The sequence below is a fragment of the Marinomonas profundi genome, assembly GCF_020694005.1.
Classification (GTDB): domain Bacteria; phylum Pseudomonadota; class Gammaproteobacteria; order Pseudomonadales; family Marinomonadaceae; genus Marinomonas; species Marinomonas profundi.
The window spans coordinates 3,445,329-3,460,983 of the sequence record NZ_CP073013.1 but is presented as its reverse complement, the minus strand read 5'-3'; the positions used below and the strand labels follow the sequence as shown (position 1 = coordinate 3,460,983).

Genomic DNA, 15,655 nt, shown 5'->3' with positions numbered 1-15,655 from the left:
CCTTAGATTAGTAGACGTGTCCATCCCTATTTATGAGGGATAGTTCGACTGTGTATCCCTATTATATAGTAATGGAATAAAAGACATGATGAACAATGACTTTATAACATTTATGCGTAATCGTATATCGCAACCTGCTTTAAGCGCACCCGCACCAACCTCCACTGAATGGGAGGCTATCTTGAGCGCAGCAAGCAGGGCCGCCGACCATGGTAACTTAAAGCCGTGGCGATTTCGTATTTATGAAGGGGAGGGGCGTGCAAGATTGGGGCAAATTTACTGGCACCATGCTTTATCGGAAGTAGACTCGCTCCCAGCAAGCAAAGAAGAGGCCTTTATTAAAAAAGCCTATCGAGCGCCAGCGGTTTTATTGGTTTATGCGCACCTGCAGAAACACCCTAAAGTGCCTGATATTGAACAAGTCATGGCGGCGTCTGCAGCGGCTCAGCAGGTGTTACTTGGACTTAATGCGCTTGGCTATGGCGCTATGTGGCGAAGTGGGCCTGCTTGCTTCACTCAAAAGACAAAAGATCTTTTGTCATTAGAAGCGAGCGACCAAATAATCGGGCTTATTTACACAGGTACCCCTAAAGAAAAATCGACCTTCATTCCAGAGGTGGTATTAGAACCTTATTTAAAGTGGGTAAGAGATTAATTTTTAAGGTTTATTTTCATAAAATTGGTTGCAATCTACCAACTTCATAATTAATATACGCGCACAAATTACGCACTGCGTAAGAAAAGTTTAGGTGAGCTGTCCGAGTGGCCGAAGGAGCACGCCTGGAAAGCGTGTATGTCGAAAGGCATCAAGAGTTCGAATCTCTTGCTCACCGCCATTATTCCTCTAGAATCAACGCTTTCAGAGCGATTCTAGAAATTGTACATAAAAAAGTACATCAATAAAAAACCAGTTAGACTAGCGTCTAGCTGGTTTTTTTTGCTTCTATTTTTGCAATGAAAATCAGCGATTAACGAATCGCTCACAGAAGCCATTCAGTCAGAAGGAAAAATGACGGTAAAAATGTCGGTAAAAACACCAGACCAAATTATAGCGGTATTAGCGGTAAGCTCGGAGCTGACATTGGCAGATGTAAGTCACTAAGAGCAGCAGAACGGACCGTGGCGAAATTAAAGCAAGAAGGGCGCTTAGAGTACAAAGGCCCTAAGAAAAATGGTTTGTGGGTGGTGAGGGATTGAGCTGCGTTAGAAACTTTGTACAAAAAGACGCCCGCCATTTATTCCCATGTGGCGTCTTCTTCTGAGAAGATGAATGTAATGTCTCTGCCATCCGAGCACATTTGCATAACCGAATACGGCGACCCATCATCATTCAGTGTCACCAAGCTAACACCTGATGCGTTGAGCAATCGTTCGCCGTGATCGGCGGTTTCCGGTTTATGCGGAATGACTTTCATGCTACGTCGTCTGGTAAACCAGTTTAAGGGTGATCTAGGTGAATAAAGCCAGCGGTTCGCACGGTCAAAGACATCCAGTAGCCGCTTAGGAAATTCATTTTTAATGCCACTGCTTGTTATTTGCCAGACATCAGGCCCTCGTTGGGTGCCACGTAGCTGAATGCTATAGACAAAAGAATAATGCACGTCACCAGAGAGAATGACAAAATGCTTTGGGGTCTTTTGATGGCGAAACATATTCATTAGTGTATGAGCAGAACCTGGGTGAGCCATCCAGTTTTCCGCATCGACCATGAGCGGTTTTCCAAACCAAGTAAAGAGCCGCTGGATGGTTTCAATGATTTTTACGCCAAAGATAGGTGATGGTGATACTAAAACAACGGCGTCTAGACCTTTAAGTTGTTGCTGAAGGTCTGTTAATGCCTCCCAGTCCATTAAGCCTGAAGGGTTTTCTGACGATTTTTCAGAGCGCCAGCGTTGAGTTCGAATATCCAACACAACAAGAGGAGGGGTTGTTTTCCAAGTGTAGCTCCAGTTTGAAAAACGAAACAGCGACTGTAATAAGTCATCATGCTCAGATTCTCCTGGTGTGTTTAGCACGCTTTGCACATCGTTTATGAGTTGATCACTAAATCGTTCAGGGCAATTTCCCCATCCTTGGCACAGCGTATAAGCGAGTAGCGCATTGCCAATAATGCGAGATGAAAATGGATGATTATAGGCTTTTTCCTCCCATGCTGCGGTAAGGTTCCAGTCATCGGTAATGTCATGGTCGTCAAAAATCATCGCCACGGGAAGGTGGGCGAGGGCTCGGCGCACTTTAGGCAAGCCTTCTACAAAACTTTGCAGTATGGTTTGTCGCTTTAAAAAATCTGTTTTTTGCTCATCACTTAAGCCAGACGGGATAGACCAGCCGTTTTCATCAAGTAACATCTCCCAGCCTTTTGGGGACCAAACAAGGGCATACATGGCCAGCATTTCTGCCAAAGAAATAAGGTGGTTATGGGCGGTATCTGTGGTGAATATTGGTTTACGTACACCGCCAAACACTTGTTTCAGCATGCTTTGGTTTACGTCATTTTCAGGTAACAGCGTTTCTCTTGCATAGTAATAAGAAGATTCTTGGTGCAGTTGTTTCGTGCTCTCTATTTCAACGCACGGCAATTTTTCGTCCGGCATATCGAGGTGAGGAATTAACTGATGAATGGCCCATAACATGGGCGCGGCAACATCGTCAGCGTAAATTTGGTCGCCGCTCATCATGAGTAAGCTAGGCCATTCAGCCGGAGGTGTTTCTTTGAGTAAATCGTCCACTCTCAGTAACCCATCTTTACTGGGGTGATGTGGCTTGCGACAAGAGCCATGCAATAAGCGATTAACCTGAGGTTGCAAAATAAAAAATGGCAAGGTGTGGTCAGGGTAGACTAAATCATTCGCCCAGTGGGTCCAGTCTAAGCCATTAAGGCGTAGATCATAATGAATGACCTGCTGCATTGGCAGGGCGTGCTCAAGTGTGATGTCCAGTAGTTGCAAGTATAAATGTTCGCCTGCTTTCAATTGTGTCTGGCAATCGGTTATTTGCGCTTCTGAAAGGTTTAATAGCGTTTGTGTGTCTTGCTTTAATAACAAAGAGACGCTGGCGGGTTCTGTTGTCATCAGCCAAAACGTCAGGCGTTGCGGTGTCATTCTACGTAATATGGGACCAGCAAGTACCTGCATATTGTTCCTTATTTAATTCGCCAGTAAGAGATCGGCTTGCTCAAAAACAATAGGGCGACCTTCTGTGGTGGTCGAGGTAACCGTCATTTTGGCATTGAGCACCAGTTGATCATCTTGCGCCCGATAAATGCGCTGATAAAAGGCCAGCTTTAACTTCGATTCTCTTTCTGTGCGAGTGTGAATATAAAAAGTATCACCACTAGAGAGTGAGCGTTTGTATTCAAGCTCAGCTTTGATTAAAACCAGGTGAATTCCCTGTTTGGTGATTTCGGCGAAATTCAATCCACGATCTTGTATAAATTGATGCCTAGCGTGCTCTAAGTAATTTTGATACACCGCATTATTAACAATTCCTTGCATATCACATTCATAGTCACGAACGTCAAAAAAAATCGGCTGTTTCTCATCCATTGTTATTTCCTTTAGGCTTCAATGCGTTATTCATGATGGGCGATGTTGTTTTTCCCCGTTCTTTTTGCGTAAAGCAAATAGTGGCGGGCGCGCTCAACCAGCTCCTTTGGGCTTTCGTCCCCAACTAAGGTGGCAACCCCGATAGACACAGTCACTTGGCGTAATAATACTTTGGTGTTTTTGTAACGTATTTTTTGAATAGAGACTTGGTGTCTTAACGTCTCAGCAAACTGAGCGGCAATACTCAGCTCAGTCTCACTAAGTAAGATGGCAAATTGCCCGCCATTGAGCCGTGCAATAAAGCTATTTTCTGGCAGGTTGTTAAGTAAGAGTTTAGCAATATAGCGAATAAGCGATGTACCCACCTTGATGCCGTAGTCTTGATTGATCGCCCCAAGGTGATCAATATCAACAAGCAATAAGCTAAGGTCATCTTCGGCAGCAGGAGCAAGCGAAAACAATGACCGTTCAAAGCCTTTCTCGTTCGCCAGTAGCGTCATGACGTCCAGTTCGGTATTTTTCTTGGCGTCTAATAGTTCTGAACGAAGTGCCGCTAGCTCTTCTTGGGTATTGGCAAGTGTGCGGCTATAGCCGTCAATCGCTTGGTTGGCTTTAAACGCCCCTTGCTCTAGTAACATAGCCAACCGGGCAAGTTGATCTGTGTCATTGCTGTAATGCTTTAATGCTTTTTTGGTAAGCAGGATAGTGTTGTTGAATTGAGCAATTTCACTTGAAACACTGCTTGTTTCTGTCTCTAAATGCTGAGTTAAGTGTTTAAAACTTTCATCACGCTGGTGTGCGTGTTGAAATTCTTCAGGAAGCAGAAACTCGTTAAAAACTTCTTTTGAAACGAAGGCTGGTAGGCTTCCAAAGCGCCTCAACGCCTGATCAACAACTTGATTCAGCTTAGGCGTTCTATTGGATACATACTCATACCAGATGCCGTAATTGTATGGCGTTGGAGGAATATCAAGCTTTGCCATCAAGGGAATGGCGGATTTCATTAGTTTGTTGGCTTGCTCTGTATTGTATTGAAACATCGGAACCTCTGCTGCCATTGTTTGCCTCTATGGCGTCCCATATCATAGCTGGCAATATATGTACTTCCAAAAGAGTCTAAACGCTCTGTGGCATTATTGGCTTCAATCCCATAAAGAGAGATTGCGTTTTCGTATTCTTGAAAATAAACTGAAAAACAGCAACATACTAAGGCTAATTGTAAACAATAGCCATTAGCCGCCAGTAAATTTACTAGAATAGCCTTCCTTCTCAAGCAGCTCCTTTATTTTTTGTCGTTGATCTCCTTGAATTTCAATTTGCCCGTCTTTGACGGCACCGCCTGTACCACATTGGGTTTTAAGCTTTTTCCCTAGTGCTTTTAGCGCTTCTTCAGTGATAGGAAGCCCATTAATCACAGTGACGCCTTTGCCTTTACGGCCTTTTGTTTCTAATGCAATTAACACCTTGCCATTGCCTATTACTTGCTCTTTTTGGCACTGGCAGTCTGATGTGGGGTGCTCACAATCAGGACATAAACGACCTTGATCGGTTGAGTAGACTAGATTTCGATTTTTCATGAAAGATCACCTTGAGTGGTCGCTTAAAACGCATATTTTATCATCTTGTTGTCTGCTATTTCAGAAAAAAAACCGTTTTCAGCGCCTCTGTGGCAACTCCGCTATACTGATGGTGTATCGTTTGAGTGAAATGCGTAATGAATAGAAACAACCTAGTTAAAATAAGACCCGCGAGAGAAGTGGATATTGAAAGTGTCTTGTGCTTTGAACGGCGCAATCGAGCATGGTTCGCGCTATTTTTGCCCAGTCAGGCTTTATATACTCAGGACGATAAGACACATTTCAGCTATTTGCTGAAAAGAAAAACGCGCTCGTTGCAATACTTACTGTATCAACCGCCTGATGTGGTGGTGGGGCGTTTTAGTGGCCAAATCCTCGATGTGAAAAACCGAACGTTAGAAGTCTCCTACCGAGTAGATCAGCATTATTTGAATCAGGGCATTGCACGCCAAGCACTGAAGTATTTACTGCTAGTTTGGGCAAGCTATGGAATAAAAGAAGTGTATGCGCAAGTCGCTGATCATAATAAAGCGTCAATAAAAGTGCTTTTGGCCTGTGGCTTTGAGCTTTTTGAAATCCAGCGCAACGCGATAAAATTGCCCTCGGGCATCCATGACGGTTGGGGGTTTCGCTGGTCAGTGGATAGCCCTCTTAAACCTGATAATGCGCCAGTCTGCTAAGAACGTTAACGATTTTATCGCTTAATTGCGCTTTTAGCGTCATGGTTTGGTGAGTAATAGGGTGAACAAACTGAAGGCTGGAAGCATGCAGCATCAATCGAAAGTCGTCTGGCCAAATTTCTTTCACCACCTTATTAATATGACGACATCCATAACAAGAATCTCCGACAAGCGGATTGTGTTGATGCTTGAAATGCCGACGTATCTGATGCTTACGCCCTTGCTTTGGCTTCACTTCGAGCCAACTTAAACGCATGCTGTCGTAGCGACTGACAGGGATTGGGAACTGATATTGGGCTAATCGAGTGAAATGGGTTTCAGCGTCTCTTTCAGTGCCTTCTATTTTAAAGCGCGAGCGGCCTTTTTGTTCATTGAGTTTTGCCAAGGGGTAGTCAATAACCCCCATTTCGTCACAAAAGCCTCTGACTAAGCAGTGGTAAATTTTATCTGTCTTGGATGACGAAAACTGCGCCGCCAGCAACCTTGCTACTTGTGGCGAGAATGCCATCACCAATACACCAGAGGTTCCTCGGTCAAGCCGATGTACAGGAAACACCCATTTACCGGTTTGATCTCTCAGTCTTTGAACAACCGCGTCTTCTTCATCTTTGGCTAAATGAGTGCGGTGAACCAGCAGACCTGCCGGTTTATTCACCACAACCAAGTGTTCATCTTGAAATAAAATATCTAACGTCATTCAGGTTTGTCTATAAAAGCCGTTATTTTGTCCATTGCCATATTCACTAAGGTTTGCATGGCTTCGTTACTTCCCCAAGCAATATGGGGCGTGAGTAAAAAGTTGCGGCGCTGGGTGAGTGCTTGAAGCGGATGATCAAGCGGCATAGGTTCCTGAGACGCCACATCAAACGCTGCGCCAGCAATGCGATTGCTATCGAAAGCACGCACTAACGCCGGTTCGTCCACAATGCCGCCTCGGCTAATATTCAATAACAAGCTGCTTGGTTTCATTAAGGAAAATTCGGCATCGCTGATCAAATTTTTTGTGTCCGGCGTCAATGGGCAGTTAATGCTAATAACATCGGCCAGCGTTAATGCTTCTTCAAAGTCGATATAGCCATTTCTAATAGATTGAGCGCCTTTGCGCTCAGCAAACACCACCGTCATGCCAAAAGCGAGGGCAATGGCCGCGACTTTTTTGCCCAAGGTGCCACCACCAATAATCGCCATGGTCGAACCGGACAAGTCTTTAATCGGGTAATCAAGAAAGCAAAAATACTGAGAATCCGCCCATTTCCCCGCTTTAACGTCTTCTAAGTAGGAGGCTAAGTTTCTTCTGAGCGCCAATAACATCGCAAAAGTATGTTCCGGAACGCTAATATTGGAGTAGCCTGCGACATTTTGTACGCTGATATTATGTTTTGCACAGGCCTCTAAATCGACATTATTCATCCCTGTTGCCATAACTTGTACCAAACCTAGATGAGGGGCTTGATTAAGTGCATCAGCATTTAACACCACCTTGTTGGTCAGTACAATATTGGCGTCTTGTATGCGTTCTGCAACCTCATCGGGGGAGGTGTTTTCATATTCAACAAAGTCATTAATTGAGGCGGGTAAGGTGACTTTGATGTACTTTGGAAATGAACCTCTGTCTAGAAACACCGCTTTCATCTGTTTTTCCTTATTTTTATCTATTTAGTGCTGTCTAATAATGGTTGTAAATGTGGCAGGATGTTCTGCAGTACAATGGGTTGGCCTGCCTTATTAGGGTGCAGGCCGTCACTTTGCATTAAATCTTTGTTTAATGCGACATTTTCAAGCATAAACGGCAGATAGGCAACATCGTACTTGTCTGCAATATCCTTGTACAAATTAAAGAACATTTGCGTATAGCGTTTGCCGTAGTTTTGTGGGATTTGATTGCCCACTAACAAGACAGTGGCATTCGATTGATGAGCTTGCTCAATCATTTTTTCTAGATTTAATGTGGTCTGATTGAGCGGGTAGCCACGTAAAGCATCATTAGCACCCAGTTCTAACACGACCCAATTGGGGTTGTGCGTCGTTAATAAAGCGTCAAAACGAGACAAGCCACCTTGGGTTGTCTCGCCACTGACACTGGCATTAACCACCTTTATTTCTGGATGAGATTGAGAAAGTTGCTTTTCGAGTAAACTAACCCAACCATCTTGTTGTCGTAAGTTATAAGCCGCACTAAGGCTGTCGCCCATAATCAGCAAAGTAGAAGCCGACGCAAAGGAACTGATAAACAGCAACACGCTTATTGTGAACAGTTGTCTTAATTGCCTTTTAAAAAACATATGAAACCTTTTAGAGTGAGTCACCATGGCTAGAAACACCGCGATCAAAGTATCTAATTTAACTCACACTGTGACGTCAAATACAGGGGATTTAACCATATTGAAAGGAATTAATATGGAAATTAAAGAAAGTGAGTCTGTTGCCATCGTGGGGTCATCCGGTTCGGGCAAGTCTACCTTATTGGGTTTGTTGGCTGGATTGGATGTTAACACTTCTGGTGAAGTTTTTCTTTACGATCATGAGTTTTCCGGTCAATCTGAAGAGCAAAGGGCGCTCATCCGTGGTCAATATGTCGGTTTTATTTTTCAATCTTTTCATCTTCTCCCAAGCCTTCAAGCGATAGAAAATGTCATGTTGCCAGCCGAATTAAAGGGCGATAAGGAGGCTCGCAAAAAAGCCGAAGCGCTATTAGAAAAAGTCGGTTTATCACATCGCTTAACCCATTATCCGAACCAGCTTTCTGGTGGCGAGCAACAGCGTGTAGCCATTGCTCGTGCCTTTGCCTCCAACCCTAAAATACTCTTTGCTGATGAGCCGACAGGAAACCTGGATGAAGAGAATGGCAAGCTGATTATTAAGCTGTTGTTTGATCTTAACCAGTCGCAAGGCACAACCCTGGTGATGGTGACGCACGACAATGAGCTCGCCAAAATGTGTGATCGCCAACTTGTCATGTCTGCAGGCCAGTTAACGGAAAAATCCCTATGAGTTTTACGTTTCGTTTAATGTTAAGAGACCTGCGCAGTGGGGATTTGCTCACGCTTTTACTCGCGCTGGTGATCTCGGTGAGTACCGTCACCTCCATTGGTTTGTTTATTGACCGTCTCCAGCTGTCTTTCGAACAAGAATCCGCCAATTTATTGGCCGCCGATCGATTGGTTCGATCAGACGATGACATTCCAAATCAATGGAAGGCAAAGGCGGATGAGCTATCGCTACAGCATGCAGAGCGTACTTCTTTTACCACCATGATGTTTGCCGGCGATGCCTTGCAGCTCTCCCAATTGAGTGCGGTTACCGAAGGTTATCCTCTAAAAGGCGCTTATCTTGTTGACGATACCTTGTTCGGTACGGGACAAGCGTCAAACACCTCGCCACAACCCGGTGAAATTTGGGTGTCGTCACGTCTTGCCAGCTTGCTCAATATCAAGATTGGCAATCAAGTTGAAGTCGGAGACGCGTCCTTTACGGTGACGAAATATTTGGTGCGTGATCCTGGTTCTAGCACGTCGGCTTTTGCTATTTCGCCTCGTGCAGTAATGAACATGGCGGATCTGGCAGCAACAAAGGTGATTATCCCTGGTAGTCGTGTGCGCTATGCCTTGCTGTTGGCGGGTGAACGCTCGGCTCTTAGTGAGTATGAAGATTGGATAACGCCACAGTTGAACGAAGGCCAACGCTGGCAGACACCAACACAACGCGGTGAACGTATTGGCGATACGATTGGTCGTGCAGAATCCTTTTTGTTATTAGCCGGAACCTTAGCTGTAGTTATGTCTGGTGTCGCCATGGCCCTTGCTTCAGCTCGGTTTGTAAAACGCCATTTAATGCAGGTCGCTATCTTAAAAACCCTTGGGGCCACCCCTAAGTTGTTGGGTAAAGTATTTTTTCAGCAACTTTTCACACTGTTTTTAGCCGGTGCACTGATTGGTTTAGGTATAGGATGGGTCATACAGGAACTGATTGCCTCTATTCTGTCGGGGCTGATGTCGACCGCCTTACCAGAACCATCGATTAGTCGTTTATGGTTAGGTGCGGCAACGGGGGCGATTTCCATGTTGGTATTTTGTCTGCCGCTGATGTCCCATTTGATTAAGATTTCACCTTTGTCTGTATTGCAGCCAAATGCCAAAATTGAGCTAAATACCTTCTTCATTTATTTGGTCGGCTTTATGGGTATGTACGGGCTAATGTGCGTCTACACCAATGGCTTTTTGCTGCCTAGCATCATGACCGTGGCCATATCGGCTATTGCACTGTTAGTCGCGGGCATCGGCTGGGTTGCGTTTAAATTAGGCCGCTCTTTAACATCGGGCGCCACCAGTGGCTGGCAGATTGGCTTGGCCTCTTTGTATCGACGTTTGATTCCCAACTTGTTTCAGCTGTTGGTGTTTACTCTCATCATTATGCTTACCCTGATACTGGTGGGTGTCAAATCGAACCTAATTGCTGATTGGCAACAACAGCTGCCAGAAGATGCGCCGAATCATTATTTATTTAATGTTCAGGCTGACCAAATTGAGCAAATTAATCACGCCACAGACACACTCAAGGTGCCAAGGTCTGATTGGTATCCTATGGTTCGTGGTCGAGTCATCGAAGCCAATGGTGAGTCTATTCAGGCGCTCTATCCAGAAGAACGAGGTGAGCCAGAGTTATACGAGCGCGAGCTGAACCTTACTTGGTCGGATTCCATCGGAAAAGGCAATGAATTGGTGGCTGGGGATTTCTCTGCTGATGGGCTTTCTGTTGAACAAGAAGCGGCGAAAGAAGCCAAGCTGACATTGGGTGATGAACTCACCATCAACATAGGTGGCAATCTGATTACCTTGCCCATCACCTCGATACGTACGGTAGATTGGGGCTCGATGCAGCCTAACTTTTACCTGATGCTACCAAAAAGTGCGCTGCAAGATTACCCGGCTAATTTTGTCAGCAGCTTGTTTATTGGCGAAACGTCTGCGCAACCGTTTTACAAAGAAATGGCGCAATTTCCTACAGTATCAATTCTTAATGTTGGCGATATTTTAAAACAGATTCAGACCATCATCGGCCAGTTATCTAAAGCCATCCAATTGGTGTTGTTCTGTATTCTGAGTGCGGGCGCCTTGGTTCTGCTTGCTAGTGTGCGTTCGACATTGGAGGAAAGATTGGAAGAAGGGGCGTTACTGCGGGTACTAGGCGCAAAAAGCGCCTTAGTTCGCCAGGCTTTGCTGGTGGAGTTCGGCGCACTTGGCTTATTTGCAGGCCTCATTGCCGCTCTGGGGGCTGAGGCTTGCTTGCTGGGTTTACAAGTATTTGTGTTTAACTCACAAGCCAGTATTCACCCATTGTTGTGGCTATTAGGACCAGTTATTGGGATCTGCGTCATCTCAACCATTGGTATATTTGCCAGCAGGACTGTGTTAAAAGTGCCGCCCATGCTTTTATTGCGTGGCTTATAATAGACAAACTTTTGTACTTTTCATAACTGGGCTGTTTGCATGTTTGTAGAAAAAACGGGCTACATTGTCAGTCGTCATACACGGGATGTTGGCGGCCACATTGAAATGAGCCTTTTTATAAAAACACCAGAAGGAACAGTAAAGGTTCTTCCGGATAGACAGCTAAGTGTGTTTTTTACCGATGCTCCGCTTACTAGCCTGCCACAGGACGTGGCTGGCGTTCAGTGTGTTGAATCACATTATCAATCTTTTGAACATGCGGCGGTTGTGTTGGTGCAAAGTCGCAGTCTTGTGCTCCATCAGCAGATGGTAAGCTTGGTCAAGCAAAATGGCTATGCGGTATTTGAAGAAGACATTAAGGCCCATAATCGTTATTTGATGGAGCGTCATATTCGTGGCGCCGTGCGTTTTATTGGCATTCCAGATGCAGGCGGTCAAACATTCCGTCAAGCCCGTGTGATTGCCAGTGATTGGCAACCAAATTGGACAGTTTGGTCACTGGATATCGAGACATCCGTGTCGACCAACACCTTGCTGTCTATCGGCATTACCGCCGCGGATCAGCGCGTTGCGTTTGTGGTAACCGAACAAGCGTCCTCTTCAGCGGTTATTCAGCCATTTTCTGACGAAAAAAGTTTGCTGCTGGCGTTTATTCGCTATGTCAAAAAGCATTCCCCTGACATGTTCATTGGCTGGAACCTGATCGGTTTTGATCTGCAATTTATTGATCAGCGTTGTCAGGTATTGGGGATTCGCCCTGCCTTTGGGGTGAATGGTGAAAACTGGAATATTCGTTCCTCGGATAATCAGGGAAAATATTTTGCCAGCATCCCCGGAAGAGTGGCGCTAGACGGCATTACCCTGTTGAAGGTCGGCGGTTATCACTTTGAGTCCTATAGTCTGAACCATGTCAGTAATGAAATCCTAGACGATGGTAAGTTGCTGCATGGCAGTGAGCGCTGGCAAGAAATAGAGCGACTCCATAAGGAAGATCTAGACGCCTTTGTTGCTTACAACTTACAAGACTGTGATCTGGTTTTGCGTATTTTTGAAAAATTAAAATTGATTGAGCTGCAACAGACCCGTGTTGATTTAACGGGCATTCCTTTCGAGCAGACGGGCGGTTCTGTGGCGGCTTTTGAGAATCTGTATTTACCTCGATTGCACTCAGCAGGCTGGGTTGCGCCAGCGTGGCATGATGATGATTTTGTCGCCAGTCCCGGCGGTTTTGTCATGTCATCCATTCCTGGGCTTTACAAAAATGTCTTAGTGTTTGATTTTAAAAGCTTGTATCCCAGCATTATTCGCACCTTTTATGTGGACCCTTTGGCACGCATTGTTGCGCAGCATTCACTAGAGCAAGCCGCGCAACACACGTCAGATTCCGCCAATGCTCAATCATCACCTCTTGTGTCCGGTTATTTGGGCGCACATTTCCATCGCCAACACGCGATTTTACCCGAATTGGTCAGTGAGCTTGCTCATGCAAGGGAGGAGGCGAAAAAAACAGGCAACAGCATTTTAAGTTATGCCATAAAAATCATTATGAATTCATTTTATGGTGTGCTGGGGTCAAATGTTTGTCGCTTTTATCACGCCGAACTGGCCAGCTCCATCACCATGCGCGGTCATGAATTGTTGAGGCGAACCCAGACATGGATGGAGGAGCGTGGCGCTAAGGTGATATATGGCGATACCGATTCCCTTTTTGTCATATTGAATAAGGAGCAAGAAGACCCTCAAAAACAAGGCGAGCGTTTGCGCGATGAAATTAACGTCTGTTTGTCCGCATGGTGTGAGGAATACGCTCAGCTGGATTCGCATTTGGAGCTTGAATTCGAACGCGTTTACGAGCGTTTTTTTATGCCCACCATACGCGGCCAAGAAGAAGGCAGTAAAAAGCGCTATGCAGGGAAATCCAAAGGCGAGCTTGTTTTTAAAGGTTTAGAAGCCGCACGAACCGATTGGACGCCATTGGCACGGCAGTTTCAGCGCACGCTGTTTGAAAAAATGTTCAACGACGAAAACCCCATCGCTTATATTCAGCACACCATCGCAAAACTTAGATCCGGCGAATTTGACGAGCAATTGATTTACAGCAAACAATTGAGCCGTCCCTTATCGACCTACACGAAAAACAAACCGCCTCACGTTAGAGCGGCGGCTATGATTGATAAAAAGAGAGCAGAGCAAGGGTTGCCGCTGGAATACAATAAAGGGCGAAAGCGGGTGTACTATGTTTATCAGCGTTCTGGCGTGGTGCCTTACGAAAGCCCGCAGGATCTGATGGATTTAGATTACGAGCATTATATCGAAAAGCAGATTGAACCGATTGCTGATAGTATCCTGCCATTTTTCAAAACCAGCATGGCGAGCTTATTGTCACAACAAATCTCTTTGCTTTAGTGGTTGTTTAGGGGCATTTGCTTGCTGGCTTTAAACGCGAACGCCAAACAGGTTTTCGGTATTTTTGATGCTTGTTTTTGCCAATTCATCCACCGAAATGCCTTTTAGCCTAGCGACTTCTTGAGCCACCCAAGGCAAATATTTGGGATGATTTTTCTTTGGACGCGGTCGAATATTTCTGGGTAGAAGGTAGGGCGCATCGGTTTCTAGCAGTAATCTATTCAATGGAATATGCGGGATAGAAGCTTGTAAATCCGCGCCTCGGCGTTCGTCACAGACCCAGCCTGTAATGCCAATGTACAGCCCTAAGGTCAAATAATTATCCAGTTCCGCTCGGCTCCCCGTAAAGCAATGAATAACGGATTGTTGCGCCAATTCTGGATGCTGTTTAAGGATGGCGATCATCTCGTTATGAGCATCACGTTCGTGAAGATACAAGGGCAGTTGGTGCTCAAGTGCCAATTCTATTTGTTCATTAAAGGCGTAAAATTGTTCATCAGGCGTTGAATAGTTGCGATTAAAATCCAACCCTGTTTCGCCAATGGCAACGGGTCTAGCGGCTTGAATCAGCGTGGAGAAATCAGCCTTACTTTTCGCACTCCATGTTTTGGCTTGGTGTGGATGGCAGCCCAAGGTGTTCCATATGCTCGAGTGGGTTTGGCTCAATGCTTGAATTTTCTGACTTTCATTGAAGTCGGATGCAATGCAAACCATGCCGTTAACACCCGCTTTTTGCATTTCAAAGAGCGTGTTATCAAGATCGTCAAGGAAGATACTATGGTTAATATTGACGCCAATATCTATCATATTCCCTCCATTCCGCGAGCGTTTTTTAAGCTTTCAATGTATAGCGCTTTAATCGATTGCTTTGATATCCCCTTATGGGCAAGCTTGTCAAAGGGGATTCTTTCCCAGCGCCCAGCTTCGTATGCTTCGACTATTTTTAAAATCCCTCCCAAACTCCCTTTGTACTCTAATAAAGCCGACTTGATATTAGTGTCAAGCGGTAAGTCTTTTAACAAAACGGGCAGCTCTTCATCAAAAAAACTGGGTAGATAAGAAAACAAGCCCACTAAAAACGCACCTTCTAGTTTAGGAAATAAAGCGGTGGAAAGGTTTTGGCAAAAGAAAGCTCTTGAAACCGCCATCGAAAAAAGACAGTTTGGCTTGCCTAAAACACTTCCTAACATCACCACGCCAACCCACTTTATGAGGTCTCGTATGCCTATTATTTCGACAGCGCGTTGTGCATTAGTGACGTTGAATTGACTGCGGTATAAAACACTGTGAGTCAGCTTAATGATGCGATAGGTTAATGTCGGATCCCGTTCTATACAGTCTGCTAATTCGCGAGGGGACGATTTATGCTGATTCAGCGCCACCAGCAAATCAATTAAGATGGCCTTATACGCTAAAATGCGTTTGCCTTTAATCGGGGTGACTTTACCAATAAAGTTGCCGCTGAAAACCCCTTCTGGAATGCTTTCTTCTAGTTGACGAAACTGTTCCGCGTTTTCTATGTTATTTACCCATACTTTTTTATGGCGCAATAACTCTGTGTTACTCCAGGTAGTAATGTCACTAATGTGCAAGCAATTTAGGTCAAATACAGCATAAGAAAAATTACTCATTACCGTCACTGAAAGGGAGTCTAAGGTCGGGTTTATAATACCCAATTGATAACCCTGAAGGCGCAGTTCAGAAAGTAGATCGAGGTGTGCTTCGGTAAAGCTAGCCGCGCTGATGAAGATCACCACTGGGCTTTTGGGGTGTGGCGGTAGGGCGCTCATTTCCTCTAAATTACTTTGAATGAATAGCGTTTTTTGCTGCGTTATCTCGTCAAGGTTTACATCAACAAACAAGGCGCTTAAAAACGCCATATCATGTTCTTGTATCGCATTGCTTGGGTGCATTATGTAGTAAGCTATAACCTTTGATAAACGGTTGACGATCGCTTTGCGGCAAAAAAGTACATCATTATTCTCCATTCATTATCCTTA

The 15,655-nt window shown here is 45.0% G+C and carries 14 protein-coding genes and 1 tRNA gene; 6 read left to right on the top strand and 9 right to left on the bottom strand.

The genetic code is table 11. From position 1 onward, the window contains the following. Nucleotides 1-85 precede the first annotated feature (85 nt). Together J8N69_RS16160 and J8N69_RS16155 are read left to right on the top strand one after the other, a co-directional pair. Nucleotides 86-655: a nitroreductase family protein gene (locus tag J8N69_RS16160; protein ID WP_332461493.1), complete on the top strand. Its 570-nt coding sequence runs from the start codon at nt 86-88 to the stop codon at nt 653-655. A gap of 93 nt (nt 656-748) precedes the next feature. Further along, nucleotides 749-836: transfer RNA gene (locus J8N69_RS16155), tRNA-Ser, on the top strand. 399 nt (nt 837-1,235) lie between these two features. Here J8N69_RS16155 and J8N69_RS16150 read toward each other — a convergent pair. The 4 genes from J8N69_RS16150 to yciH form a co-directional block, all read right to left on the bottom strand. Continuing rightward, the gene (locus J8N69_RS16150) at nt 1,236-3,134 is read right to left on the bottom strand and encodes an alkaline phosphatase D family protein (protein ID WP_168822340.1); all 1,899 of its coding nucleotides are present in this window, start codon (nt 3,132-3,134) and stop codon (nt 1,236-1,238) included. Nucleotides 3,135-3,146: 12 nt separating this feature from the next. Next, on the bottom strand, nt 3,147-3,545 hold the full coding sequence (locus J8N69_RS16145) for an acyl-CoA thioesterase (protein WP_168822341.1): 399 nt from the start codon (nt 3,543-3,545) through the stop codon (nt 3,147-3,149). Between the two features lie 26 nt (nt 3,546-3,571). Further along, the gene (locus J8N69_RS16140) at nt 3,572-4,603 is read right to left on the bottom strand and encodes a GGDEF domain-containing protein (protein ID WP_168822342.1); all 1,032 of its coding nucleotides are present in this window, start codon (nt 4,601-4,603) and stop codon (nt 3,572-3,574) included. A 174-nt stretch (nt 4,604-4,777) separates the two neighbouring features. Next, the gene (yciH, locus tag J8N69_RS16135; RefSeq protein ID WP_168822343.1) at nt 4,778-5,122 is read right to left on the bottom strand and encodes a stress response translation initiation inhibitor YciH; all 345 of its coding nucleotides are present in this window, start codon (nt 5,120-5,122) and stop codon (nt 4,778-4,780) included. A gap of 137 nt (nt 5,123-5,259) precedes the next feature. Between yciH and J8N69_RS16130 the strand changes: the two genes are divergently transcribed. Then, nucleotides 5,260-5,802 (top strand): GNAT family N-acetyltransferase, encoded by a 543-nt coding sequence (locus J8N69_RS16130; protein WP_168822344.1) that lies wholly within the window; start codon nt 5,260-5,262, stop codon nt 5,800-5,802. On the opposite strand, the gene J8N69_RS16125 is transcribed toward J8N69_RS16130, so the two are convergent. The 3 genes from J8N69_RS16125 to J8N69_RS16115 are packed head-to-tail and all read right to left on the bottom strand — an operon-like array spanning nt 5,774 to nt 8,084. Next, nucleotides 5,774-6,499 (bottom strand): pseudouridine synthase, encoded by a 726-nt coding sequence (locus J8N69_RS16125; RefSeq protein ID WP_168822345.1) that lies wholly within the window; start codon nt 6,497-6,499, stop codon nt 5,774-5,776. The genes J8N69_RS16130 and J8N69_RS16125 overlap by 29 nt on opposite strands. Then, nucleotides 6,496-7,434 (bottom strand): D-2-hydroxyacid dehydrogenase, encoded by a 939-nt coding sequence (locus tag J8N69_RS16120; protein ID WP_168822346.1) that lies wholly within the window; start codon nt 7,432-7,434, stop codon nt 6,496-6,498. The genes J8N69_RS16125 and J8N69_RS16120 overlap by 4 nt, the downstream gene beginning before the upstream one ends. Before the next feature lie 20 nt (nt 7,435-7,454). Beyond that, entirely contained in the window at nt 7,455-8,084 is a 630-nt protein-coding gene (locus J8N69_RS16115) for an arylesterase (protein ID WP_168822347.1), read from the bottom strand. A 25-nt stretch (nt 8,085-8,109) separates the two neighbouring features. On the opposite strand from J8N69_RS16115, the gene J8N69_RS16110 reads away from it, so the two are divergent. The 3 genes from J8N69_RS16110 to J8N69_RS16100 are packed head-to-tail and all read left to right on the top strand — an operon-like array spanning nt 8,110 to nt 13,655. Then, nucleotides 8,110-8,793, top strand: coding sequence for an ABC transporter ATP-binding protein (locus J8N69_RS16110; protein ID WP_168822348.1), 684 nt, complete (start codon nt 8,110-8,112; stop codon nt 8,791-8,793). Further along, on the top strand, nt 8,790-11,249 hold the full coding sequence (locus J8N69_RS16105; protein WP_168822349.1) for an ABC transporter permease: 2,460 nt from the start codon (nt 8,790-8,792) through the stop codon (nt 11,247-11,249). Before J8N69_RS16110 ends, J8N69_RS16105 begins: the two co-directional genes overlap by 4 nt. Nucleotides 11,250-11,288: 39 nt before the next feature. After that, on the top strand, nt 11,289-13,655 hold the full coding sequence (locus J8N69_RS16100; RefSeq protein ID WP_168822350.1) for a DNA polymerase II: 2,367 nt from the start codon (nt 11,289-11,291) through the stop codon (nt 13,653-13,655). 30 nt (nt 13,656-13,685) lie between these two features. Here the strand turns inward: J8N69_RS16100 and J8N69_RS16095 are convergent, their stop codons facing one another. Both J8N69_RS16095 and J8N69_RS16090 read right to left on the bottom strand, forming a co-directional pair. Then, a complete protein-coding gene (locus tag J8N69_RS16095) occupies nt 13,686-14,462 on the bottom strand; it encodes a TatD family hydrolase (RefSeq protein ID WP_168822351.1) in 777 nt (258 codons plus the stop codon). Next, a complete protein-coding gene (locus J8N69_RS16090; RefSeq protein WP_168822352.1) occupies nt 14,459-15,643 on the bottom strand; it encodes an EAL and HDOD domain-containing protein in 1,185 nt (394 codons plus the stop codon). Before J8N69_RS16090 ends, J8N69_RS16095 begins: the two co-directional genes overlap by 4 nt. Between the last annotated feature and the right edge of the window lie 12 nt (nt 15,644-15,655).

What these genes read in the sequence shown, in the direction of transcription:
- J8N69_RS16140 (WP_168822342.1), bottom strand. Translation starts at nt 4,603, where the DNA reads ATGGCAGCAGAGGTTCCGATGTTTCAATACAATACAGAGCAAGCCAAC.
- J8N69_RS16150 (WP_168822340.1), bottom strand. Translation starts at nt 3,134, where the DNA reads ATGCAGGTACTTGCTGGTCCCATATTACGTAGAATGACACCGCAACGC.
- J8N69_RS16090 (WP_168822352.1), bottom strand. Translation starts at nt 15,643, where the DNA reads ATGGAGAATAATGATGTACTTTTTTGCCGCAAAGCGATCGTCAACCGT.
- J8N69_RS16115 (WP_168822347.1), bottom strand. Translation starts at nt 8,084, where the DNA reads ATGTTTTTTAAAAGGCAATTAAGACAACTGTTCACAATAAGCGTGTTG.
- J8N69_RS16120 (WP_168822346.1), bottom strand. Translation starts at nt 7,434, where the DNA reads ATGAAAGCGGTGTTTCTAGACAGAGGTTCATTTCCAAAGTACATCAAA.
- J8N69_RS16130 (WP_168822344.1), top strand. Translation starts at nt 5,260, where the DNA reads ATGAATAGAAACAACCTAGTTAAAATAAGACCCGCGAGAGAAGTGGAT.
- yciH (WP_168822343.1), bottom strand. Translation starts at nt 5,122, where the DNA reads ATGAAAAATCGAAATCTAGTCTACTCAACCGATCAAGGTCGTTTATGT.
- J8N69_RS16105 (WP_168822349.1), top strand. Translation starts at nt 8,790, where the DNA reads ATGAGTTTTACGTTTCGTTTAATGTTAAGAGACCTGCGCAGTGGGGAT.
- J8N69_RS16145 (WP_168822341.1), bottom strand. Translation starts at nt 3,545, where the DNA reads ATGGATGAGAAACAGCCGATTTTTTTTGACGTTCGTGACTATGAATGT.
- J8N69_RS16100 (WP_168822350.1), top strand. Translation starts at nt 11,289, where the DNA reads ATGTTTGTAGAAAAAACGGGCTACATTGTCAGTCGTCATACACGGGAT.
- J8N69_RS16160 (WP_332461493.1), top strand. Translation starts at nt 86, where the DNA reads ATGATGAACAATGACTTTATAACATTTATGCGTAATCGTATATCGCAA.
- J8N69_RS16125 (WP_168822345.1), bottom strand. Translation starts at nt 6,499, where the DNA reads ATGACGTTAGATATTTTATTTCAAGATGAACACTTGGTTGTGGTGAAT.
- J8N69_RS16095 (WP_168822351.1), bottom strand. Translation starts at nt 14,462, where the DNA reads ATGATAGATATTGGCGTCAATATTAACCATAGTATCTTCCTTGACGAT.
- J8N69_RS16110 (WP_168822348.1), top strand. Translation starts at nt 8,110, where the DNA reads ATGGCTAGAAACACCGCGATCAAAGTATCTAATTTAACTCACACTGTG.